This is a genomic window from Roseateles albus (genome assembly GCF_028595345.1).
In the GTDB taxonomy this organism is placed as follows: domain Bacteria; phylum Pseudomonadota; class Gammaproteobacteria; order Burkholderiales; family Burkholderiaceae_C; genus Paucibacter_A; species Paucibacter_A albus.
The window spans coordinates 183,779-205,910 of record NZ_JAQQXT010000006.1 but is presented as its reverse complement, the minus strand read 5'-3'; the positions used below and the strand labels follow the sequence as shown (position 1 = coordinate 205,910).

The following is a 22,132-nucleotide window of genomic DNA, read 5'->3' as shown; positions in this document are numbered from 1 at the left end:
CTCAGCGCCCCCATCATGGACGAAACAAACAGCGGCTATCGCCGCATTCGCAGCGCCATTGAGCGCTTGGCCGGGGCCGATGAAGCGCCCCCCTTGCAGACTTTGGCCGACGAGGCCGGCCTCAGCCCTTTCCATTTCCAACGCAGCTTCGTCAGCTTGGCGGGCGTCACGCCCAAGGAATTCAGCCAGGCGCTGGCGCTTGAGCGTGCCAAGCAAAGCTTGAGCCAAGCGGCCTCGGTGATGGAGGCAGCCTGGGGTGCGGGCTTGTCCGGGCCATCGCGGCTGCACGATTTATTCATAGGCGCTGAGGGCATGACGCCGGGGGAGTTCAAGCAAGGCGGCGCCGGCCTGCGCCTGCGCTGGGCCATGGCCGAGACCTTGCTGGGAACAATCTGGCTGGCGGCCAGCGAGCGCGGCGTGACGTCGCTGGTATTCAGTCACGGCGCCACGGCCACGCAGCTGATCGCCTCGGCATCCGCCAAGCTGCCGCAAGCACAATGGAAGGAAGACGCCGCCGGACTGGCGCCCGTCATCACCGAACTGCAGCGCCGCATGCAAGGCCTGGGCCCGAGCCGGCCCCTTGGCTTGGCCTTGTCGGGCACAGCGCTGCGTTTGAAAGTTTGGCAAGCCTTGATGACCGTGCCCGAGGGTCAGGTCTTGTCCTATGGGCAATTGGCCCAGTTGGTTGGTGCGCCCAAGGCGGTGCGCGCGGTGGCAAGCTGCGTGGCGGCCAATCCGATTGCCTATCTGATCCCCTGCCACCGGGTGATACGCGCGAATGCGGACTTTGGCGAGTACCGCTGGGGGCCGCAGACCAAGCGGGCGCTGCTGGGGCTGGAGCTGGCAAGAGCTGGCTAGCTGCGGGCGGCGTCGGGCGCATCAAGTTCGCGCATCGAGACCGTCATCTTAGGGCGTTACGTTGGTGATATGCTGAACCCGCCCCGATACCCATAAGTGCAAACCAGCCAGATTGGACTCAGCTATGCAGCACAAAACGCGCCCCTTTACCCTCAAGGCCGGTTTGCTGGCCTGCTTGGCTGCCGGCGCAGGCAGCTTCTCAGGCTGCGCCAATATGGATCAGCAGCAGCAAAGCACGGCGCAGGGAGCGGCGATAGGCGCCGTGGCCGGCGCCATCATCGGCTCAGCCACCGGCGGCAAGGCCGGCACCGGGGCGGCAATTGGTGCAGTGGCAGGTGCGGTCGGCGGCAACCTCTGGTCCAAACATATGGAAGACAAGCGCCGCGCGATGGAACAGGCCACGGTAGGCACCGGAGTGCAGGTCACGCGCACACAGGACAACCAACTCAAGCTGCAAGTGCCCAGCGACATCTCCTTCGCCACCGGTAGCGCCGCACTCGAGCCCAAACTGCGCCCGGTACTCGAAGCATTTGCGAACGGACTGGAGCGCGATCGCAACAACACCAAAATCCGCATCGTGGGCCATACCGACAACACCGGCAACGACGCCATCAATGACCCGCTGTCCTTGCGCCGCGCCGAAAGCGTGCGCAGTTTCCTGGAGGACCGCGGCATCAAGGGTGAGCGCATCGAGGTGGCCGGGCGCGGCGCGCGTGAGCCGCTGGTGTCCAACGATTCGGCCGAAGACCGAGCACGCAACCGCCGGGTTGAGATCTTCTTGCGCGAGGTCCAGCCCAGCAACGGCTACTGAGGCTCGGCTGCAAACGATTCATTGGAGAGGCAGATGATTCGACATTTCCTGACACGGCCCTTGAGCGGGCTGATTTGCGTGGCGATGGTGGCGACGCCGCTGCCCGCGAGGGCCGAGCAAACCATACGCTGTGAGTCGCGTGGCTACAACTACCGCTATTGCCGGGTTGACACCGATGACCGGGTCGAGCTGACGCGGCAGTTATCCAGCATCAGCTGCCGCGAAAACCGTTCATGGGGCTATGACCGTTATGGCGTGTGGGTGGATCACGGCTGCGCGGCCGAGTTCCGCGTCGGCAAGGATGATCGCCGCCACAGCCGCGACAAGGCGATTGGCATTGGCGTGGCAGTGGTGGGCTTGGCAGCCCTCGCGGCCATGGCTTCCAGCCGCAATCAGCAAGCCACGCAAGAAGGCAGCGAGGTACAGAACTGGTCGGTCGGCAGCTTCAGCGGCTATGACGAGGTCGAGCGCACCAATGTGCAGCTGACCATCCTGCCTGGCGGGTCGGTGAAAGGCCGCGCCGGCAACAACGAGTTCACCGGCCAGCTCAGCGGCGACCAACTGCAAGCCGGCCGCCAGCGCTTCAAGATCAGCCGGCAGGGCCAGGGCTTTCTCGCCGTTGACGTCAACAACCCCCAGCACCGCGTCCAGTTCAATCTGGCCGGCGGCGGCTACTGAAACGAGGCCAGCATGCTGAACAACTTTCTACGCAAAGCTGCCTTGCTATGCATCGGTCTGAGTCTGGCCGTACAGGCCCACGCTCAAGCGCAAAGTCAGCCCGCCGCGTCGGCACCCGAAGCGTCCGCCTTCTTTGACCCCACCGGCCTCGCTCCACGCCCTGCGATGGAGGAACTGGCGCCGCCCGTGATGCGCCCGCCCGCAGTCGACACCCTCGCCACCTTGCGCCTGCGCGGCGTCTTGCGTGTTGGCGTGGTGCCGGTGGTGCCCATGGTGATGCGCAATGCCAAGGGTGAATTCAGCGGCTATAGCGTCGACATCGCCCGGCGCTTGGCCGATGACATGGGTGTGGCGGTCGAGTTTGTGCCCACCACTTGGGCCGACATCATCCCGGACTTGATCGGTCAGCGTTTTGATCTGATTGCGAGCGGCTTGTGGGTCACGACGCCGCGTGCGCTGGTGGTTAATTTCACCCAGCCGACGGCGACCGAGAGCGTGCATATCGTCGCCAGCAAGCGCCACGCGAACAAACTGAACAGCGTCCTCGACGTCAATCAGCCCAGCGTGACGGTCGCCGTCGGCGCGGGCACACCCGAGGTCGCGCTGGCCAAGCGTTTGTTTCCGCGCGCCAAGCTCTTGCAGGTCGAGGGCGAGCCCTTCGGCCTGGTGCTCAAGGGCCAAGCCCAGGTGGCGCTGCTGGCTACCTTGACGCCAGCAGCGATAGCGCGCGCCGTGCCCGAGCTTTACTTGCCTTTCCAGCTGCCGGTCGGCAGCACGATGGCCGCCCTGGCGGTACGTAAGGGCGACCCGGATTTCCTGAGCTTTCTGAACACCTGGATCGCCATCCAGCGCCAAGCCGGCTGGCTCGATGAGCGCCTGCTGCACTGGAGCCTCGCGCCCGAACCAACACCCTGAAGACCTAATCCATTTCAAAAGAGAAATTGCAATGAACACGAAACCATTTGCATTGGCCATCTTGGCCCTGTCCATTCAGTCCAGCGCCTTCGCCATCAGTGCCAAGTACGCGCAGCAGCTAGATCGCTCTGGCTGCACGCAGATCTCTGAAGGCCAAGGCTGCGACATCACCAAGACCAAGGCCGAGAACGCCAAAGCCGGCTTCGTCAACGAAGCTGCCGCGCCTGCACCTCAAGCCAAGCCCACGGCCGCCAACCCTTACGCCGGCCAATGGGTCGCCAAGTCGGACAGCGGCGCCACCGTGGCCACCATACGCATCGACGCCAAAGAACATGTCTGGGTCAATGGCAAAAAGGTCAAAGCCAAACGCAGTGACGGTGGGCTGATGTTCAAAACCGGCACCATCACCTTCCGGATTCAGGGCGATCGCCGCTTGCAAGGCGAGGACGTCTGGAACGACTCGGATGCCGGCACCAAGGGTCAGATCGTCAGCGAGTAGATTGAGATCAAATCAAGCCCCGCGATGGCTAATCAGGAGACTCCCGTGAGTTTAGAAACGCGAACCCGTGGCCTGCTTCAGGCACTTCTTTTGACCGCTGCCGCCTGCGTCGGCTTTGGCGCGCCTCAAGCGGCCCAGGCCTACGAAGACGGCTGGCGCACCTGCGCCGAGGAGAACGAGACCTGCCGCGTCTCCGGCCGGGCGATGGTGCGCTACGGCGCCGATGGCCGCTGGACGAACCGCACGGTCTCAAACAATGTGGACTGCAATAACGACACTTTTGGCGACCCCGCTCCAGGCGTGCCCAAGCGCTGTCAGGTCCGCACCAGCGGCAACGACGGCAATGGCAACTACCCTGGCTCGGCCATGGGTTGGAGTTTTTGCGCCGCCGAAGGTGAGTACTGCCAGTTCAAGGGCTCGGCCGAGGTGCGCTTCGGGCAGGGCAATAGGTTTGTCAGCCGCACCGCTTACGGCGGCGTTCGCTGCGATGTTTCGGATTTCGGTGACCCGGTGCGCGGCGTGACCAAGTTCTGCGAAATTCGCCGCTCCGGTAACCAAGGCCATGACAACAGCAACCAAGGCTCCTGGGCGGGCTGGGGCTCGGGTTCATCCAGCAAGGGTTGGCGTTACTGCGCGGCGGAGAACGACACCTGCCGCATCAAGGGCAACGGCCAGGTGCGCTTCGGTGATGGCCACAACTGGAAGATGCGCTCGGCGAGAGGCGATGTAGCCTGCAATGTGCGGAATTTTGGTGACCCGGCCTACGGCGTCTTGAAGCATTGCGAGGTGCAGGTCGGCAACTACGGCGGCGACGGCGACAGCGACTCGGGCAGCTGGACCCGCTGCGCGGCGGAAAATGAAAACTGTGACTTCAGAGGCTTCGCGCAAGTGCGCTATGGCGCGTCGGGTCGCTACGTCTACCGCGACGGAACCAACGGCATACCTTGCCGCAACAACTATTTCGGCGCCGACCCCTACCCCGGCCGCGTGAAGGCCTGCGAAATCAAGCGCTGAAGGCTCAAGCCACCAAGCCCGACTTCTGCTCGCATAGCGAGGGATTTCGGGCTTTTCTTCGCGCTGCTCGGCGCCGCCAATCCGCTATGCTGATCCGGTGGAGAGGAATGCGCCGATGGATCTGTTTTTAAGCGACGAAGAATACGCCAAGCTCGACGCGGCGGTTGTGAGCGCAGGCGCTCGGGCCGGCATCGCGGAGCGCGTTGCTTTGGCCTGGCATTTGCGTGAGCGCGACAGCGGCCGGGCACGCCGCTTGGCCGAGCAGGCCTTGGCTGAATTGTCTGAATCGAACGACCAGCGAAGTGCCCGGCTGCGCCTGCGCCTGCAGCTGCTGCTGGCCGAATGTCACTGGCTGTTTGCCGAGCTGGACTTGGCCGAAGCACAGGCCCGCACCATCATTCCGGCCGCACGGACGCTGTCCGATGTTTTGATCCTGGCCGACGCCCACCTGCTGCTGGCCCATATCGCCGGCGATCGGGGCGACCTCCCGGGGCGCTGCGCCGAGCTGGATGCGACGGCCGCCATGGCGGTAGGCAGCGGCGACGACTTCCGCATGGAGTTCGCCCAGCTCTGCATCGCGCACGCCGCGCTACGGCAAAACATCGCCTCCGCCTCTGCGCAATGGGGCGCACATGTGCGCGATCTGCTGGCCAAGCCGGTGCACCCGGCCCTGCATGTGATGTGCAATGAGTTCCTGACCTTCGAAGCGCTGCAAACGTCTGACTTTGCGACCGTGTTTCGCGTCTGCAGTCACACCGTCAGCGCGCTCAAGCGGGCCGGCATGGTGCGCCAGATTGCGCTGTCGATGACGATGCTGGGCGTTGCTTTCGCCAACCTCAACGATGACACCCAGGCGCTGGAATGGATGCAACGCAGCCTGGAACTGGCACGCCCGACCGGCTGGCCCTTGGTGCTGGGCAATGCGCTGCTGCAGGTCAGCAGCGTGCAGCGCTCGCTGGGCCAGTTTGAAGCGGCGCAAGCAGCCCTGGACGAAGCCCTGCCCTTGCTCGCGCCGCTGCAGAGCTCGCGCACCTATGCGCTGGGCCTGGTTTATCTGGCCGAGCTGCAGCGCGACCTGAAGCAGCCCGCTGCAGCGCTGGAGGCTGCGCGGCAGTTCGATGCGCCCGCGGCCGCACCGCGCCCACTGGATTTGCGCCTGCATATGATGGCGGTGGAGGCGCTGTCCTTGTCCGAGCTGGGCCGGCCGCAAGAGGCATTGGCAGCCGCCCATGCGGCGCTGCAGCTGGTCCGGGAGGCCGACCTGCCCTTGCATCTGTCGGATGCGCTGCAAACCTTGGCCACGCTGTATAGCCAGCATGACTTGCCGGCGCCGCCGGACATGCAAGCGGCCAGCCCCAGCCTGCACTATTTACTGCTGTCTTTGGCGGCTTTTTCGCCCGAGCAACAGTCCAGCGTGCCGCCCAGCGTGTTTGACGCGATCGCGGCCGAATACGCCAAGCTCGGCGACCACGCCCAGGCCTATGCCTATGCTCAAAAAGCGCGCGCCGCCAGCGAAGCCGTGCACAAACAAGACGTCAGCAAACGCCTGATCTTGCTGGAAACAAAGTTCCACACCGAGCGCGGTGAGTTGCTCAGTCAGACCAGCGCCACGCTGGAGCGGCTGAGCCAGATCGGCCAAGAAATCACCGGCCACCTGCAAGAGCAGGCGGTCTACGACACGCTGGACCACAATGTGCACGGGCTCTTGCGGGCCAATCATTTCAGCGTCTATTTGCTCGACGCGGCGGGCGAAAACCTGCTCTTGGCCTATGGTGCGGAGGATGGGAGGCGGCTGGCGAGCTTCAGCGCGCCGATGTCTCACCCGACGGCCAATATCGTTCGCTGCGCTGCGCAGCGCCGAGAGGTCTTTATCGAAGTCGATCCCTCAAGCGGCAAGAACAATCCGATTCCGGGCACGCTGCAGACGCTCAGCGCGATGTTCATGCCCTTGATTTCGGGTGAGCAGTTGCTCGGCGTGATGTCTATCCAATCGACGCAAGCCCATGCCTACGCCGACCGCGAGCGCTTGATTTTTCGCAGCCTGGCGGCCTATGGCGCGATCGCGATCGATAACGCGCAAAACTATCGGCGCCTGGAGGCCACGCTGGTCAGCCTGCATCAGGCGCAGGCCGAGGTGCTGGACAAAAACCAGGAGCTGGAACGCGCTTACCAGTCGCTCAAGGACATCAGCCTCACCGACCCGCTGACCGGCCTGCGCAACCGGCGCTTCCTGGAACAAAACCTGGCAGGCGAAATCAGCCAATGCCTGCGCCACTACGAAGACTGGCGGCGCCACCCCGAACAGCCCGCGCCGCAGGATGCCGACCTGATCTTTTTGCTGGTCGACATCGACCACTTCAAGCGCGTCAATGACGACTGGGGCCATCCGGCAGGCGACGCGGTGCTGGTGCAGATGCGCGCACGCCTGCAACAGGCCTGCCGCGACTCGGACTACCTGGTGCGCTGGGGCGGCGAGGAGTTTTTGGTGGTGGCAAGGGCGACCAACGCCAGTGCAGCCCCGGACTTCGCCGAACGCATACGCGCGGCGGTGGCGCAGCAGCCCTTCGACATTGAGGCCGCCGCGCGCTTGGCACTGACATGCTCGGTCGGCTTTGCGACCCTGCCCTTTGTCCCCTCGCAGCCCGAACGACTGGATTGGCAGCAAGTGGTCGGCCTGGCGGATCAGGCGCTTTATATGGCCAAGCGCAGCGGCCGCAACACCTGGGTGGGTTTAAGCGCCACGGCGCAAACCCCGACCCTGGGCGATATCAGCGAACTTTTGCTGTCGCCGCAGGCCAGTGCTAATGCCGGATGGCTGCGGATCGAATCGATGCGGCCCATGGCCTGAGCCGCCACGAAAACAGCCGCCAGGATTGGCGGCTTGTTTTTTGGCCTGTGGACCGGCCAATGATGGGGCTCGCTTTACTTGAGCTTCAAGGGCGCCGTACCGCTGATGCTGTACTGGCCGATCGAGCCGTAATTGCTGTAACCCGTGGTCTTGGGGTCGCCCTTGCCGGCACCTTTGACAAAGAGGTAGTAGGTGCCCGCCGTGGCCAGCTTGGCGGAGATGTTGGCGTCCAACTTGTCCAGGGTGTTCGCCGTGGCCACGGTCTTGCCGCTGGCGTCCCTCAACTCCAATGCCACGTCCAGGTTGCCGCTCCAGTTGGAGGGTGCTACGGTCAAGCTAATGGCACCGGCACCGGCGACAAAGCTGAACACGTCCACATCCGTGGGCGTTTCGATCACGCCGGTGCGGCTGAGGTTGGCCAGGCCGTTGGCTTGGCTCAGCAGCATGGCGCTGGCCGTGGCCGTGGTGTTGCCGTGATCATCGACGCGCGCCGGCAGGCCTTGTTTCTTCATCACCGCATAGGCGTCTTCGGTATTGGTCGCGCCGGCATACTCGCCCTTGGCCCATTGCGTGAGGTTTTTGTAATAGCTCACGCCCATGATCGGCGCCCAGCCAGTGTCACCGCTGCCAGTGCCGCCGTAATAGGTTTGGGCGCTGGTGCTTTGGTGATGCAGGCCCAGGGTGTGGCCCAACTCATGCGACAGGCATTCGGCGATCGGCTTTTCGGCATTGGCCAGATTGTTCTGGAAGCAAAACGCCGGTGCCGGGCTGGCCCTGAAGGCCGCGAAAGAATTCAGATAGGCATAGCCACCCGAAGCGCTGGTTTCACTGGTGATGAGAATGGTCACGCCGGTCTTGCCCACAACGCTGCTGGGCGCTTCGGTGGTGATGTCGACATCGAAGCTTGCGTAGTCTTCCGCGACCCGCAACCAGATCTTCTGGATCATCGCCTGCTCGACCGCGCTGAAGCTGCGCGGCAGCTTGTCCAGATCGAAGGCGGGCTTGGCGCCCTCGCCCTTGAAGTTCAGATAGATGATGCGCGAAGCGCTGCTGCGCGAATGCAGCGCGAAGGTCTGGTCAAGCGGGAACGGCGCGCCGCCTGTCGAAGGCACGCCGATGGTGGCCTTGTCTCCCGCCTCGGTGACGCCCATATTCGCGTCGCTGACATGATGGGTGTGAGCGTCCTTGAGGCTGGCATCGGCCTTGCCCGCGCCGGCGTCAATGAACAAGAGGCGGCCCCTGGTGTCAACGAACACGGTGTTGTCGCTGCGCAGCAGCGTGGTCAATTCTTCGGGGCTCTTGCCGTACCAGGCTGCAACGGCTGGCAAATCGCCACCGAGCCCATCAATCGCCTGCTGCCCATTGCTCAGCGCCGCCAGCTTGATGCGTCCAAAGGGCGCGTTCTCGGTCGAGCCTTCGCTGTTGGCGGGGATGAAATCGGCCGGCAGCTCGAAACCCTTGATCGCCTGCGGCGCCGGCGCGGCCAGCGCAGCGGTTTGAACGGCTGGGGCCGGCACTGCAGGAGCGGCGTCTGCCTTGGCACTTGCGAGTGGCAGCGCGATGGCGGGGCTCGATGGCGCTGCGGCCTGAGCCAGCTGTACGGCCTCTCTTTGCGGCTCAGCCACCACGCTCAAGGTGACACCACCGACCAAGGCGATCACCGCGGTGCCGGTCAAGGTACGCGCCCACAGAGGCGCTTTGCGCAGCTGCACCTGCAGAGATTTGAAGGCGTTTGGCTGGCGAGTAGGCTGCTGGGACATGAGGTGAGCACTCCGGCTTTGAGGGTAGAACTCAAGGCGCAGCTTGGAGCGGCGAGGTCAGTCAAAGCGAGGAGATCAGCAGTATTGCTGCCAGCACGGTGGAGTGGTGCTCAAGCCCCTCGCTGGGAGTGCAGGCTTGGTGCCCGCTTTGGCTTGGCAACCCCGCTGTCTTGGCTGATGAATAGCTGTAGACCGGAAGCTTTGCGACCCCGGCTTTCGCTCGGGTGTGCCCTGAATGCCTTCAGTTTAGGGGGCGCATTGACACCTGGATAGCGCTATTTGCGGGCAAGCTCGACAGCGGCGGGGCTGATGTGATGAATTGCTCAAAAGCCCTGGCCCTCGCGCCACGCCGGCAGGCGTTTTTGCTGGCCTATAGTGCTGCCTATTGCCCAAGACCTTGTACCAACCACCGAGAGGAGCCTCCTATGGCCAAGAAATCTGCCGCCAAGTCTGATGCCATCAATATCGGCATCAGTGCCAAGGACCGGGAAGCCATTGCCCTGGGCCTGTCCAAGCTGCTGGCCGACACCTACACCCTCTACCTGACCACGCACAACTTCCATTGGAACGTGACCGGGCCTATGTTCAACACCCTGCATCAGATGTTCATGCTGCAGTACACCGAGTTGTGGAACGCGGTCGACCCGATCGCCGAGCGCATCCGCTCCCTCGGCCATGTGGCGCCCGGCTCTTACGCGCAGTTCGCCGCCTTGAGCTCGCTGCCCGACGCACCGACCAAGCCACCGAAGGCGCTGGAGATGGTGCGCATCTTGGTAGAGGGCCATGAAGGCGTGGCGCGCACCGCTCGCGCCTTGTTCGCCGTTGTTGGCGAAGCTTCGGACGAGCCGACCGCCGACCTGCTGACGCAGCGACTCACCATTCACGAACAAACAGCCTGGATGCTCAGGAGTCTGTTGGAAGACTGAGCATCCAAGCACTGCCTGCGCAGCAGGTGGTGCAGACGCGCAGCGCCAGTCGTGTGTCGGCGCAGCCAACAAACAGCCTGGATGCTCAGGAGTCTGCTGGAGGACTGAATAGCAGCTAGCCCGGATGTTTCACGAGGGACGCGGGAATTGCGGGAGTCCAGGCCGCAGCCAATGGCGCTGAGACGGCCGCAGCCGATGCCCCGTGGCATCGGCGAGGAGTTGAAGCGTCAGGGGCAAGGTCTGGGCCGCGCAAGCCCGCGTAGGCCCTGTAGCCAAAATGGACAGAACGTCGAAGCGAGAGAACGTCGTGCTCATCGGTGCTGTGGATCAGCCGGGGCCGACCTTGTGAAACATCCGGGCTAGCCCTGCTGCGCCAGCAAGACCTCATGCAGGCGCAGCAAGACCGGCCGCGCTGTGGTCATCAGCGCACAGCTGGCCTCGCAGACCTGCGCCGGCTCGGCGGCATCGGCGGGCGGCTGCTGGCGCCAGGCGCCCAGGCGCGCTTCGGCCTCGCCCGCCTCACCCGCCATACCGGTCGCACCGAGCGTGGCCGCCGTGCCCTTGAGCGTATGCAACAGCCGCGTGGCCGATTCAAAGTCACCCTGCTCGACTTGGCTGCGCAGCTGCTCCGGCAAGGCGGCCAAATCACGCACAAAACTGCCGAGCAAGCGGATATAGCTGGCCCGCTTGCCACCAAGCCGGCGCAGCGCCAGCTCCAGGTCCACGCCGGCCTCCGAGGCCGCTGACTGCGCCGGGTCGATCTCGGCAGCTGCGGCCTCCACGAGCACAGCAGGGCTCGCTGGCATGGCCTCGGCCAGCCCCTGCTCCAAGCCGCCCAGTCTGCGCAGCACGCGCACCAGTTCATCCAAGTTGAAGGGCTTGCCAATATGGTCGTTCATGCCGGCGGCCAAACAGGCCTCGCGGTCGGAGCTCATCGCATTGGCGGTCATCGCAACAATGGGCAAACGGCTTAAACCCAACTCCTGGCGAATGAAGCGCGCGGCGCTGAGGCCATCCATCACCGGCATTTGCAGGTCCATCAAGACCACATCGAAGGCCTCCGGCGTCGCCACCAGCAGCTCGACCGCCTCGCGGCCGTGGTTGGCAATCTCCACCACAGCGCCTTCGTCCGTGAGCAGCTCGGACGCAACCTGCTGATTATTGGGGTTATCTTCCACCAACAGCAGGCGCAGCTTGGCGAGCCGCTGCTCGCCCGGCGCGGTGCCGGCACGGCGCTTGGGCTGAGCCTGGCTGCGCGCCTCGCGGGCGGCCAGCGCAGCGTCAAACAGCATGGACGCAGTCAGCGGCTTGAGCACAAAGCCGTCCACGCTGTCTTGCTCGGTTTGGACTTGCTGCGCATAGAGGTCACGGCCCTGCGCCGTCACCATCAGCAGCACAAGCGCATCGCCCTTGAGCCCGAGATGGGCGATGCGCTGACAGGTCTGCCAGCCGTCCAGCCCCGGCATCTGCCCATCCACAAAAACCAGCTGATAGGGCATGCCCGCCCGCGCTGCGGCCTGCATCAAGCTCAGGGCTTGGTCGCCGCTGGCCGCCTGCTCGACCTGCCAGCCCAAGGCTTGGCCCATGCTGGCCAGCAGCACGCGCGCATGCGTGTTGTCTTCAACAATCAGGGTGCGCCACGCCGCCCCCTGCGCCGAGGCGTCGCCCTGCTGCTGATCAGGCGCCAGCGGCAGGCTGATGGTGAAAGCGAACCGGCTGCCGCGCCCGAGTTCGCTCTCCAGCGTCAGCTCGCCCCCCATCAGCGCGACAAAGCGCTGGCTGATCGCCACACCCAGGCCCGTGCCGCCAAAGCGCCGCGTGGTGGATGACTCGGCCTGCGTAAAGCCGCTGAAAATACGCGTCTGGTTCTCGGCCGCAATGCCGATGCCGCTGTCGCGGACGCTGAATTGCAACGTTACTTCCGCCCCGCTGCGCTGCAGCAGCTGCACTCGCAACAGCACCTCGCCGCTGGGCGTGAACTTGATCGCATTGCCGCCCAGATTGATCAAGACCTGCTGCAAGCGCATCGCGTCACCGATCAGGCGCTGCGGCAGGGCGGGGTCAATATCGAACAAAACTTCGACCGGCTTGGCGCCCACATTGGCCGCCAAGATCACCGCCAAGTCGCGCAGCAGCTGGTCGAGGCCGAAGGGCTGCGGGTCCAGCTCCATCTTGCCGGCCTCGATCTTGGAGAAGTCCAGAATCTCATTCAGCAGCCCCAAGAGCTGGCGCGCCGCGCCGTCACTCTTGGCCGCATAGTCGGCCTGGCGCGGCGTCATTTCGGTCTTGCGCAAGAGCGTCAACATGCCCAGGATGGCATTCATCGGCGTGCGGATTTCATGGCTCATATTGGCCAGGAACTGGCTCTTGGCGGTCGAGGCTGCCTCCGCCGCAGCTCTTGCATCTTGCAGCGCCAGCAAGGCCTGCTTGCGCTCGGTGACGTCTTCGAAAATAAAGAAGCGGCCGAAGTAGCGGCCGTCGTCGCCGCGAATCTGGGTCGAGAAGCGGCGTATCGTGCGGCCGTCCTTGAAGGCGATTTCGTCCTCGAACTGCGCTTGATTGCCCTCATCCTGCAAGCTCAGATACTTGCTGGTGAATCCCGCTTCATCCACCACCAAGGCGCGCCGGGTTGGCATGGTGTCGATGTTTTTGAGCTCGCCGCGGCGTATCGGCTCGGCCAGATGCGCCATGCCCCAAAGCTCGCAAAAGCGCTGGTTGAAGTACAGGATTTTGTCGCTGCGGTTGTCCACCACAAAAAAGGCCAGCGGCGAGCTGTTCGACATCATCTCCAGCAGCGACTCATTCCAGCGCAGCGCCTCCTCGGCCTTCTTATTGGCCGTGATGTCGGTGCGGATGGCGATGTATTTTTCGATCTGCTCGTCCGCCCCCAGCACCGGCGCGATGAAGGTGTCGACCCAGTAGAGCGAGCCGTCTTTGGCGCGATTGCAGACCTCGCCGCGCCAGGCAAAACCGACGCTGATGGTCTGCCAGATCTCGGACCAAGTCTGCGCCGGCTGCAGGCCCGAGTTCACGATTTGGTGAGTTTGGCCGAGCAACTCTTGCTGTGTGTAGCCGCTGATCTGACAAAAGGCCTCGTTGGCCATGGTGATGCGGCCGGCTCTGTCGGCCACCGAGACAATAGCGGCCAGATTCAGCGTGCTCAACAAGGCCTGGTTGTCGCGCTGCGCTGCCTCGAGTTCGACCGTCTTGGCCGCCGCCTTGGCCTCGGCCAGCTCGCGCCCATGGCCGAGTTGACGCAGCATCGCGGCCAATAAGCCGGTCGCCAAGGCACCCGCAGCAAACAAAAGCCAGGGCGTGCTGCGGTCCAGGCCCGCATCAAACTGCGGCGTGCTGTTCATGCGCAGCGTCATCTCGCGGTTGACAAGCTTGAGGCTGCGTTGATGGCTGAAGCGCCGCCCGACGGAATCGACCTGACCCGGCCCCAAGGCCGCGACATGTCCGTCGCCATCAAAGATCGGCGCGCCCAGGGGCGTGCCTGGGCGAGCGTCGTAAAGCTCAAAATCGATGCGGCCCGACTTCACATCCGGCATATCGCCCAAGAGTTCGTTCAGCACGATGGGTGCGGACAGCAGGCCCAACAAGGCAGCGGTGCGCTGCTCGGCATTGTCGAGCGGCACGCCGCGCCGGTAGACCGGCACAAACAAAAGCACGCCGGCGGTCTGCTTTTGATCCTGCACCAAGACGATGGCGCCGGTGATGGTAGGCAGGCCGGTGCCTGCGGCCAACTCGGCGCCGGCGCGGCGCAAGGCTTCGGAGCCGATATCCAGACCCAAGGCCCCGCTATTGTTGGCCGCCGGCTCGATCCGCTTGATCACGAACAGGTCGGGGTGGTGCTTGTCCGCCATCTGGCGAATCGCGAAGTCGGCGACGCCATCGGCCCGCTCGGCAGCCACAAAGCGCTCCAGCTCGGAGCGAAACACATGCTCGACATAGCCAAAGCCGCGCACGCCGGGAAATTCGGTCGCCAGGTCGCGCGAGGACACATGGGCGCGAAACTCGGCCCGTGTGAGTTGCTGACGCAGGGCTTGGCTGGACGCATAGGCAGCGCGCAAGCCCTTCAAACCGTAGACAGGTTGAGCAAAGCGACGCTCAAGCTCGCTGACCGTACGCTCCACATTGCGCAAGAACTCGGCCTCGGCATCGGCCCGAATCGCTCGCTGCTGCCACAAGCCGCCCGCCGCCGACAAGCCCAGGCCGAGCAGCAAAACGAGCCACGTCTGCCCTTTGCCACCGGAACGCGCCAAAAATCGCTGCCACAACGCCATGCGGGTTTCCGTTCTCGGCGATGCCGGTCGGTCAAAAGGTCATGCCTGCCAGATGCTAGCCCAAGTCGAGCGCGGCGAGCGGCTTGAAACACTTGGTTTTCGCCCAGCAAATGCCTCGGACCCCACTGAATCAGATGAGTATCTTCTCCATAAATACCCCCGTTTCGTCGGCCTCATGAGCACCATACGGGCCGCAGCGCTGGTAGCCCAAGGCGGCGTACAAGGCCAAGGCCTCGGGCTGGCGGATGCCGGTCTGTAAGCGCGCGAGACCGATGCCGCGTTCGACCAAGTCCCGCTCCAGGTGCTGCATCAGCAGCTTGGACAGGCCTAGTCCGCGCAGCTCCGGGCGCACAAAAATTCGCTTGATTTCACCGTAAGCTTGGCCGCCCTCACCGGCCGCCATGCGCTTGACCGCGCCGCAGCCAGCCAGCTCGGTGCCGACCCACGCGCCAAGAAACAGCACGTTCGATGGCTTGAGGCCGGCCGCGCTTTCGAGGTGATTGCTATCCAGCGCCGGATATAGCTCGGCCATCAGCCGATCGGAGGCGTCCAGCAAGGCCTGAGCGGCGGCGCTGTCCGGGTCCAGCGCCTTGATCTCGGTCCGCTGCGGCGCATAACCGGGGTGACGGTAGACATGCCAGGCGCTAGCGCGAAACTCGCGCCGTTGCTCCAAGCTGGCTCCGACCGCCAGCGCCAAGTTGATCGAGGCGCTGTTCTCGGCCTTGATGAAGCTGATCAGCGGCATGTCCGGGGCCTCGCGCAGCGCCATCGCCTGCACCGCACGCACCGCCTCGCTGGCGAAACCCTGGCCCCAATACGCGCGGCTCAAGGCCCATTTGATCTCGGGCTCGGGCCAATCGTTGGGATACCAAAGCCCGGCCGCGCCAAGCACTGCGCCGCTAAGCTTGTGCTCCAGCGCATAAGGTCCATAGCCGCGCAAGGCCCAATGCCCGGCCATGCTGGCCATCGCCCGCCAGCTCTCGCCCTCGCTCAAGGAGCGGCCAAAGGTGAAGCGGGTGCATTCGGGGTCGCTGTAATGGGCATGCAGCGCGGGCCAGTCGCTGTGCACAAAGGGGCGCAGGATCAGGCGCTCGGTTTCGAGTTGGGTGGGGATGTTCAAGGCTTGTCCGCCTTTAAATGCTGACCCAGAAACTTCTCGACCCGACGGGCAAAGTCCACATGCGTCTCGACCTTGCGCCAGCTGTGACTCTCGTTTTCATAAGTCACCCATTCGGGTGGCCGGCCGGCCTCCGTCAAGGCTGCACGCAAGCGCGTGCCGTGCACCAACGGCACGCGTTTGTCGCTCTCGCCGAAGGCCAGCAGCAACGGCGCTTGAATACGCTTGGCCTGCACCAGTGGCGAGTTGGCGTTCAGCATGGCGGCGTCCTTTTCGACATCGCCGACCAGCTCCGGCAACATATAGCGGCGGCCGCTCCCGCCCACATCATCATCCAACCACCAAGCGCCGTTGATGAACAAGCTGGGGTCGGTCACCGCGACCCAGGCCACACCGCAGCGGTACAGCTCCGGATGCTTGATCAAGCCCATCAGCGTGCTGTAGCCACCATAGCTGGCGCCGGCGATGCAAGCCTTGTCACTGGCCAGGCCTTGCTTTTGCGCCCACAGCAAGGCGTCGGCCACATCGTCCTGCATGGTCTGGCCCCATTGCTTCCAGCCGGCCTTGTAATGGGCCTCGCCATAGCCTTCGCTGCCACGAAACTCCGGGCTGATGACCAGATAGCCGCGCGAGGCCAGAAACTGCTCCATCGCCTGCCATTGCCAGTGACCGATGCGCACCCAGGGCCCACCGTGCACCAAGACCACGGTCGGCAGCGGCTGACCCGCTTGGCTGCCCGCTGGCTGGGTCAGCCAGACCGGCAGGTCGCGGCCGTCGCGCGCCTTGATGCGCTGCAGATCGACCGTGGCCATGCGCTTGGGCTCGATGCCCTCCAGCACAGTGCTGACCGGTTGCCAACGCTTTTTCGCGGCCTCATAGAGATACAAGCGGCCCGGATCGCGGTCGGAGAAGCTGCGCACCAGGACGACCATATCGTCGGCACCGCAGCGCCGGCAGTTGAGGCGGTTGACGCGGCCGGGCAACATTTCGTCGGCCAAGGCCTGCATGCGCTTCATGCCCTCATCGAACCAGATGGTCTGCTCGCCGTCGGTGTCAACCCTCACACCCAAAGCGCGGCCACCGGCACGGTCCAGCACCATCCCGCCGCGCATGTCGAAACCCGGTGTAGTGACAAGCGCGGGCCTGAGAGGCACTCCCTTTTCAAAGTCAAAGCGACTCAACACCGCATAGCCCTCGGGGCCCTCGATGAACTTCACATACAGGTTGCCGGCATCATCGACGGCCGAAGGTGTGAACGGTGGCTTGAGCATGCTGCCCTCGGCCAGTTGGCGCCAGTTCTCCTCCCCCGGGCCGCGCCAGTGCAAGGCCACCTTGTCCTTGACGCGCGTGCCGGCCACCCTGGCCTGCCCCTTGCTGTCAAACAGCCAATGCACCGTGCCCGTCGGCGCGCTGTTCAGCTCGAAGCCGCGGGTGCGGCCGGTGCGAACGTTCAGCCACAGCGGGGTGAGCGTGCGGACTTCGTTGTCACCGAAATCCATCTTTCCGACCACCACCTCCTCGGGCCGCACACCTTCTTGCTCAAGCGGCACCGCCAACAAGCGGTGATTCCATTCCAGCGCAATATCGCGGCTATCGCCGCTGCTCACAAAAGGCTTGCCTTGGCGCCGCACCAATTGGCGCAAGTTGCCGCCATCGGGGTCGGCGGCATACAAGCCCGGTGCATAACGCCGGTCTTCACCGCTGCCGGCTTCCAAATCGGCGACGCTGAAGACCAGGCGCTTGTCGCCGACCCAGTCGAATTGCACGATATCGGCATCCGAGAAGCCGCCCGCGCGAGTCACTTTGGTGCCCTCGCCCAGGTCCACCACCACCAAACCCGCCCGAGTGCCGCCTTTCGAGGTGGTCAAGGCGAGTTGCTTGCCCGAGGGCGAGAGCTTGGCTTCCAGCACGCTGGGGCGCTGGAAGAAGCGCTCCAGCGGCACCGGCTCAAGCGGCGCCTCTGTTGCCGCCGCAAGCGCGGTCATCGTTGTCATCGCAGCCATCAGGCCAGCGCCGAGAACCAAGCGCCCCCAACCTCGCATCGCCGCTATCTGTTTCTTTTGCATCCTTGCTCCCCCTGTTTTGTCTTTGAAGCTCGTGCGCAGAATATCAAAGCAAGCGCAAAGCGGCGGGCAGCGCGGCCGCTGCGATAATCGGCGACCTCCTTTTTTCTCGACCCAAGCGTGCGGCTGCCCCAGCTGAGCGCGCCGAGCGCCGCCACCATGTCAGCCGATCTGCCCAGCCAAATTCAAACCGAAGTCAAGCGCCGCCGCACTTTTGCGATCATTTCCCACCCGGATGCCGGCAAGACCACGCTGACCGAAAAGCTCTTGCTGTTCTCGGGCGCGATCCAGATCGCCGGCTCGGTCAAGGCGCGCAAGGCCTCGCGCCACGCGACCTCAGACTGGATGGAAATCGAGAAGCAGCGCGGCATTTCTGTCGCATCCTCGGTGATGCAGATGGAGTACCGCGACTGCGTGATCAACTTGCTCGACACCCCCGGCCACCAGGACTTCTCGGAAGACACCTACCGCGTGCTGACCGCCGTGGACGCGGCGCTGATGGTGATCGACGCGGCCAACGGCGTCGAGCCGCAGACCCGCCGCCTGCTGCAGGTCTGCCGGGCCCGCAACACGCCCATCCTGACCTTCGTCAACAAGATGGACCGCGAGGTGCAAGACCCGCTGGCCTTGATGGACGAGATCGAGCGCGAGCTCGGCATGACGGTGGTGCCCTTCACCTGGCCGGTCGGCATGGGTAAACACTTTCACGGCGTGATGGACCTGCGCCAACAGCAGATGCGCGTGTTCTCGCCCGGCGAGGGCAAGGCCGGCGGCGACGACGAGATCCTGCAAGGCCTGAACAACCCGGCCTACGCCGACCGCTTCGGCATGCAGTACGAGCAGGCCGAGGGCGAGATCGAGTTGGTGCAAGACGCGGCGGCCGAGTTCAATCTGGATGACTTCCTGAGCGGCAAGCTAACGCCGATGTTCTTCGGCTCGGCGGTCAACAACTTCGGCGTGCAGGAGATTCTTGACGCGCTGGTCGAGTTGGCGCCGGCTCCCGCCGAGCGCGCGGCGATGCAGCGCGTGGTGCAGCCGGACGAGCCCAAGTTCACCGGCGTGGTGTTCAAGATCCAGGCCAATATGGACCCCTCGCACCGCGACCGGATTGCGTTTTTGCGCGTCGTCAGCGGGCATTTCGAGCGCGGCATGCGGCTCAAGGTCGTGCGCTCGGGCAAGGAGTTACGCCCCAATACCGTGGTGAGCTTCTTGTCGCAACGCCGTGAGCTGCTGGATGAAGCCTATGCGGGCGACATCATCGGTATCCCCAACCATGGCGTGCTGCAGCTCGGTGACACCATCACCGAAGGCGAGGCCTTGCAGTTCACCGGCCTGCCCTTCTTTGCGCCGGAAATGTTCCGCTCGGTCGAAGTGGCCGACCCCTTGCGCACCAAGCAGCTCAAGGCCGGCCTGACCCAGCTCGGCGAAGAAGGCGCGATCCAGGTCTTCCGCCCGATTGCCGGCTCGGTGCTCTTGCTAGGCGCGGTCGGTCAGCTGCAGTTTGAAGTGGTGGCGCACCGGCTGGAGCATGAATACGGCTGCAAGGCCCGCATCATGCCGAGCCGCTTCCAAGTGGCGCGCTGGGTCACTTGCGACGATGCGAATGAGTTGAAGCGCTTCATCGACGCGAATGATCACCGCATGGCCTATGACGCGGTTGACGCGCCGACCGTGCTGGTCGAATACGCGCCAGAGCTACGCGCGATCGAGGCCAACTGGCCGAAGATCAAGTTCCACGCGCTGCGCGAGCATGCGGGCCTGGTGTTCCAGAAAAGGCTGGACGGCTGAAGCCACCGACTTTGATTTCATGCGATATTGAGCTCGGCGAACAGGCACTTTGCTTGTTCGCCATCCGAAAAGGAGCTCGTCATGCAAACCCTGAACGACATGCTGGCGCAGAAGTTCTTGACGCCGGAGCAGCACTTTGAGATTCTGAGCTGGACCACGCGCGCCAAAACCCCCGAGAAGATTCTTGAGATGCCGCCGCATCTATGGCGCTCGCTGGAGCTGGCCAGCGTGCTGATGGGCTTTGAAGTCGGGCCCGCTAGCGCTTAATGTGTTGGGGCTGGCAGCCGACAGCAAGCGCGGCTCGCGAGTCTCAATCGCGAACAAGGGCGGCCACTGAAAAGTAGCCGCCCGTTCGTTAGCTCGGAACGACTATTTTTCCTTGCGAGCGGCGCCACGGCGGGCAACACCACCGACCACGCCCAGACCGGCCAGCAGCAAGGCTATGGAGGCGGGCTCCGGCACAGCGGCGACGGTAACGTTGTCGATACCCCAAGCGTCATTGGAGATATTGCTGATGGTCACGCTATTGAAGGAGCTGGTGTCGGTGAACCCCAAGTAGGTCGCGCCGCCGTTGACGTTGATCGGAACAAACACCGTCTGCGAGCTGCCGTCATTAAAACCAATCGTCAGCGAGGATGTAAATTCCCTCTGAACGCCAGTAATGTAGGCACCAAAAAAGTTAGCGCCGCCGGCGAAACTGAACTTTGCAGAACCGTTAGGAAAACCCAACCAGTTGGCACCGCCTGAGGTGACGTTGAACCCATACAAGTTGCCCAGCGTGGTGTTGCTGACGCCGCTGAGTCCCGCGCCGTAGTTGGCGCCGGTCAACGCTACAGTCACGCCGGGTGCGGCAGTGAAGTTGGCGTTATAGCCGACCGGCTGACTCTCGAACGTAATCAGTTGCGACAGGCCGAACGACGAAGCTGCCGCGGTAAACGTGGCCTCTGCCGCTGTCGAGCTGGCCCATGGACCTGCGACTGGCGCACCGTCGTCACTGCCGGTATAGATGTTGATGGTCGAAGCGTGGGCACTACCCAGTGCGGCAAAGGCGGCGACGGCGATTACAGTTTTCATAGAGCGCATGAAGTTTCCCCTGAGGTTTGAGGCTGCCGAGTAAGCGAACTTGCCACCCGTTTTGACAATGTAATGAGGGCACTCATGCATAAATTGAGTCCACTCAACGAGCGTCCAAACCATGGGGTTTTTCAATCAAAGGCTGTCTAAGGTAGGGGACAAACACACACAGCTCCTTCCAAACACAGTTGGGGGGAACTTTTCTAGGCCAACGTCTGGACCACCGCACCAAGCTCAAGCGACTGAGTCAAATCAGCGTGCGCGGGTGGCCCGCCCCGAGGCAACACAAAGCCCGCGCCATCACCCGCACAGATTGCTCGGCCGCAAGGCCTCAGAACCCGCGCAACTCCATGCGCACCATCTGAAAGTGCACGTCCTTGGCATTCGCCTGCTTGAGGCTCACCAAGAGAAAGCTCTTGCCGGCACCGGTTTTGTAGACCCGCTCGCCGGGGTCACCGCTGACCTCGGCGCAGCCTTGTTCGGCACCCTTTTTTCGTTCCGCCTTGGCGGCCAGCGCCGCCGGGCTGCCGTAACTGCAATCCAGTACGGGGCCGTGTTTGCTGAGTGCCTCGCGGTAAAAGGCCGAGATGCTGTCAATGCTGTCGCCGCTCGAAAACTTGGAGACCAGCAGTTTGAAACCAAAAGGTCCTAAGGATAGGCCAACGGTAACGCCGGGTTTGTCATCTTTGTCATCCTGTTGCGCAACGGCGCCGGGGTAGGCCGGCAGGCCTATGTCTTGCAGCCGGGCTTGTTCCTTGACATTGATGCCAGCCACAAAGCTCTTGCCGGTGTCGGCTGCTGGGTCCGCAGCATAGGCCCAGGCGGGCGACAGCAGTGCCAGACCAAGGCCCAATGTGGCCAAGGTGCGGGGGACAGAAAAGGGGCGCTTGATTGGGCGTGGCTTCATGGCAGGATCGCTTATAAACAAGTGATGGCTGCCAATGTAGACGCGACTGCGGGCGCGGTGCGGCACCGTTCGACCAACTGCCAAAAGCAAGGCATAGGCCGTCGCACAAGCGGATCAGGCCGAGACGGGCAAGAACGCAAGAGCGCCCCATGCCAGCTACGATCAGCCCCTCACCGAGCCCAGCCCATGCCAGAAACCACCTTTGAAATCCCCGCCCTGCAAAGCCAAGACGACGCCGATGCCGTCATGTTCGAGCTGCAGGACCTGCCTTGCGTGAACCAAGCCGATGTGGACTTGGGCAAACATCAGGCTTGGGTCAGCCACAGCTCGATGATCGCCGCCGAAGATATCGCTGCGGCGCTGGAGGCTGCCGGTTATCCAAGCAGCGTCTTGCCTCCTGCAGCTTAGAACTTATCCGTAAATAGTCGGGGTCGGCTGCCGGCCGCTTTGAACGCATGGCTGCGTTGCAGATCCTCGCGATACCTACGGGTATCGCTCCGGTCTGCGCCTTGCTCTGCGCTCAGATCGTCTCGCCATCCTCTGACCCGCCTATTTACGGACAAGTTCTTAAGCGGCGACCTGGCCGTT

Annotated in this window: 17 protein-coding genes and 1 riboswitch; of the genes, 11 read left to right on the top strand and 6 right to left on the bottom strand. The window is 63.7% G+C overall.

From position 1 onward, the window contains the following. Positions 1 to 15: 15 nt before the first annotated feature. The 7 genes from PRZ03_RS11705 (at position 16) to PRZ03_RS11675 (ending at position 7,623) form a co-directional block, all read left to right on the top strand. A complete protein-coding gene (locus PRZ03_RS11705; protein ID WP_273600448.1) occupies positions 16 to 858 on the top strand; it encodes a bifunctional transcriptional activator/DNA repair enzyme AdaA in 843 nt (280 codons plus the stop codon). 124 nt (positions 859 to 982) lie between these two features. Continuing rightward, positions 983 to 1,669, top strand: a complete 687-nt coding sequence (locus PRZ03_RS11700) for an OmpA family protein (protein ID WP_409993954.1) — start codon at positions 983 to 985, stop codon at positions 1,667 to 1,669. Positions 1,670 to 1,702: 33 nt separating this feature from the next. After that, positions 1,703 to 2,347, top strand: a complete 645-nt coding sequence (locus PRZ03_RS11695) for a DUF3011 domain-containing protein (RefSeq protein ID WP_263532675.1) — start codon at positions 1,703 to 1,705, stop codon at positions 2,345 to 2,347. Positions 2,348 to 2,359: 12 nt separating this feature from the next. Beyond that, on the top strand, positions 2,360 to 3,262 hold the full coding sequence (locus tag PRZ03_RS11690) for a transporter substrate-binding domain-containing protein (RefSeq protein ID WP_273600447.1): 903 nt from the start codon (positions 2,360 to 2,362) through the stop codon (positions 3,260 to 3,262). Positions 3,263 to 3,293: 31 nt separating this feature from the next. Continuing rightward, on the top strand, positions 3,294 to 3,761 hold the full coding sequence (locus PRZ03_RS11685; RefSeq protein ID WP_273600446.1) for a hypothetical protein: 468 nt from the start codon (positions 3,294 to 3,296) through the stop codon (positions 3,759 to 3,761). Between the two features lie 45 nt (positions 3,762 to 3,806). After that, positions 3,807 to 4,775, top strand: a complete 969-nt coding sequence (locus tag PRZ03_RS11680) for a hypothetical protein (RefSeq protein ID WP_273600445.1) — start codon at positions 3,807 to 3,809, stop codon at positions 4,773 to 4,775. A gap of 115 nt (positions 4,776 to 4,890) precedes the next feature. Continuing rightward, positions 4,891 to 7,623, top strand: coding sequence for a sensor domain-containing diguanylate cyclase (locus tag PRZ03_RS11675; RefSeq protein WP_273600444.1), 2,733 nt, complete (start codon positions 4,891 to 4,893; stop codon positions 7,621 to 7,623). 74 nt (positions 7,624 to 7,697) lie between these two features. Here PRZ03_RS11675 and PRZ03_RS11670 read toward each other — a convergent pair whose 3' ends face one another. Continuing rightward, positions 7,698 to 9,383, bottom strand: coding sequence for a pre-peptidase C-terminal domain-containing protein (locus tag PRZ03_RS11670; RefSeq protein WP_273600443.1), 1,686 nt, complete (start codon positions 9,381 to 9,383; stop codon positions 7,698 to 7,700). Positions 9,384 to 9,535: 152 nt separating this feature from the next. Next, positions 9,536 to 9,624, bottom strand: a riboswitch (cyclic di-GMP riboswitch). A gap of 184 nt (positions 9,625 to 9,808) precedes the next feature. On the opposite strand from PRZ03_RS11670, the gene PRZ03_RS11665 reads away from it, so the two are divergent. Then, positions 9,809 to 10,309: a Dps family protein gene (locus tag PRZ03_RS11665; protein ID WP_263532681.1), complete on the top strand. Its 501-nt coding sequence runs from the start codon at positions 9,809 to 9,811 to the stop codon at positions 10,307 to 10,309. A 359-nt stretch (positions 10,310 to 10,668) separates the two neighbouring features. Here the strand turns inward: PRZ03_RS11665 and PRZ03_RS11660 are convergent, their stop codons facing one another. From PRZ03_RS11660 to PRZ03_RS11650, 3 genes are all read right to left on the bottom strand, one after another. Continuing rightward, positions 10,669 to 14,595, bottom strand: coding sequence for a CHASE domain-containing protein (locus PRZ03_RS11660; RefSeq protein WP_273600442.1), 3,927 nt, complete (start codon positions 14,593 to 14,595; stop codon positions 10,669 to 10,671). A 130-nt stretch (positions 14,596 to 14,725) separates the two neighbouring features. Then, positions 14,726 to 15,715 carry a GNAT family N-acetyltransferase gene (locus PRZ03_RS11655; protein ID WP_273600441.1) on the bottom strand — a complete coding sequence of 330 codons (990 nt, stop codon included), beginning with the start codon at positions 15,713 to 15,715 and terminating at the stop codon, positions 14,726 to 14,728. Then, positions 15,712 to 17,778 (bottom strand): S9 family peptidase, encoded by a 2,067-nt coding sequence (locus PRZ03_RS11650; RefSeq protein ID WP_273600440.1) that lies wholly within the window; start codon positions 17,776 to 17,778, stop codon positions 15,712 to 15,714. The genes PRZ03_RS11655 and PRZ03_RS11650 overlap by 4 nt, the downstream gene beginning before the upstream one ends. Positions 17,779 to 17,934: 156 nt before the next feature. Here PRZ03_RS11650 and PRZ03_RS11645 point away from each other — a divergent pair, with 156 nt between their 5' ends. Next, entirely contained in the window at positions 17,935 to 19,563 is a 1,629-nt protein-coding gene (locus PRZ03_RS11645) for a peptide chain release factor 3 (RefSeq protein ID WP_273600548.1), read from the top strand. An 81-nt stretch (positions 19,564 to 19,644) separates the two neighbouring features. Further along, a complete protein-coding gene (locus PRZ03_RS11640; RefSeq protein WP_273600439.1) occupies positions 19,645 to 19,830 on the top strand; it encodes a hypothetical protein in 186 nt (61 codons plus the stop codon). A 102-nt stretch (positions 19,831 to 19,932) separates the two neighbouring features. On the opposite strand, the gene PRZ03_RS11635 is transcribed toward PRZ03_RS11640, so the two are convergent. Further along, positions 19,933 to 20,646, bottom strand: coding sequence for a PEP-CTERM sorting domain-containing protein (locus tag PRZ03_RS11635; RefSeq protein WP_273600438.1), 714 nt, complete (start codon positions 20,644 to 20,646; stop codon positions 19,933 to 19,935). 322 nt (positions 20,647 to 20,968) lie between these two features. Then, positions 20,969 to 21,544: a hypothetical protein gene (locus tag PRZ03_RS11630; RefSeq protein WP_273600437.1), complete on the bottom strand. Its 576-nt coding sequence runs from the start codon at positions 21,542 to 21,544 to the stop codon at positions 20,969 to 20,971. A 186-nt stretch (positions 21,545 to 21,730) separates the two neighbouring features. Here PRZ03_RS11630 and PRZ03_RS11625 point away from each other — a divergent pair, with 186 nt between their 5' ends. Continuing rightward, positions 21,731 to 21,952 carry a heavy-metal-associated domain-containing protein gene (locus PRZ03_RS11625; RefSeq protein ID WP_263532688.1) on the top strand — a complete coding sequence of 74 codons (222 nt, stop codon included), beginning with the start codon at positions 21,731 to 21,733 and terminating at the stop codon, positions 21,950 to 21,952. Positions 21,953 to 22,132 lie beyond the last annotated feature (180 nt).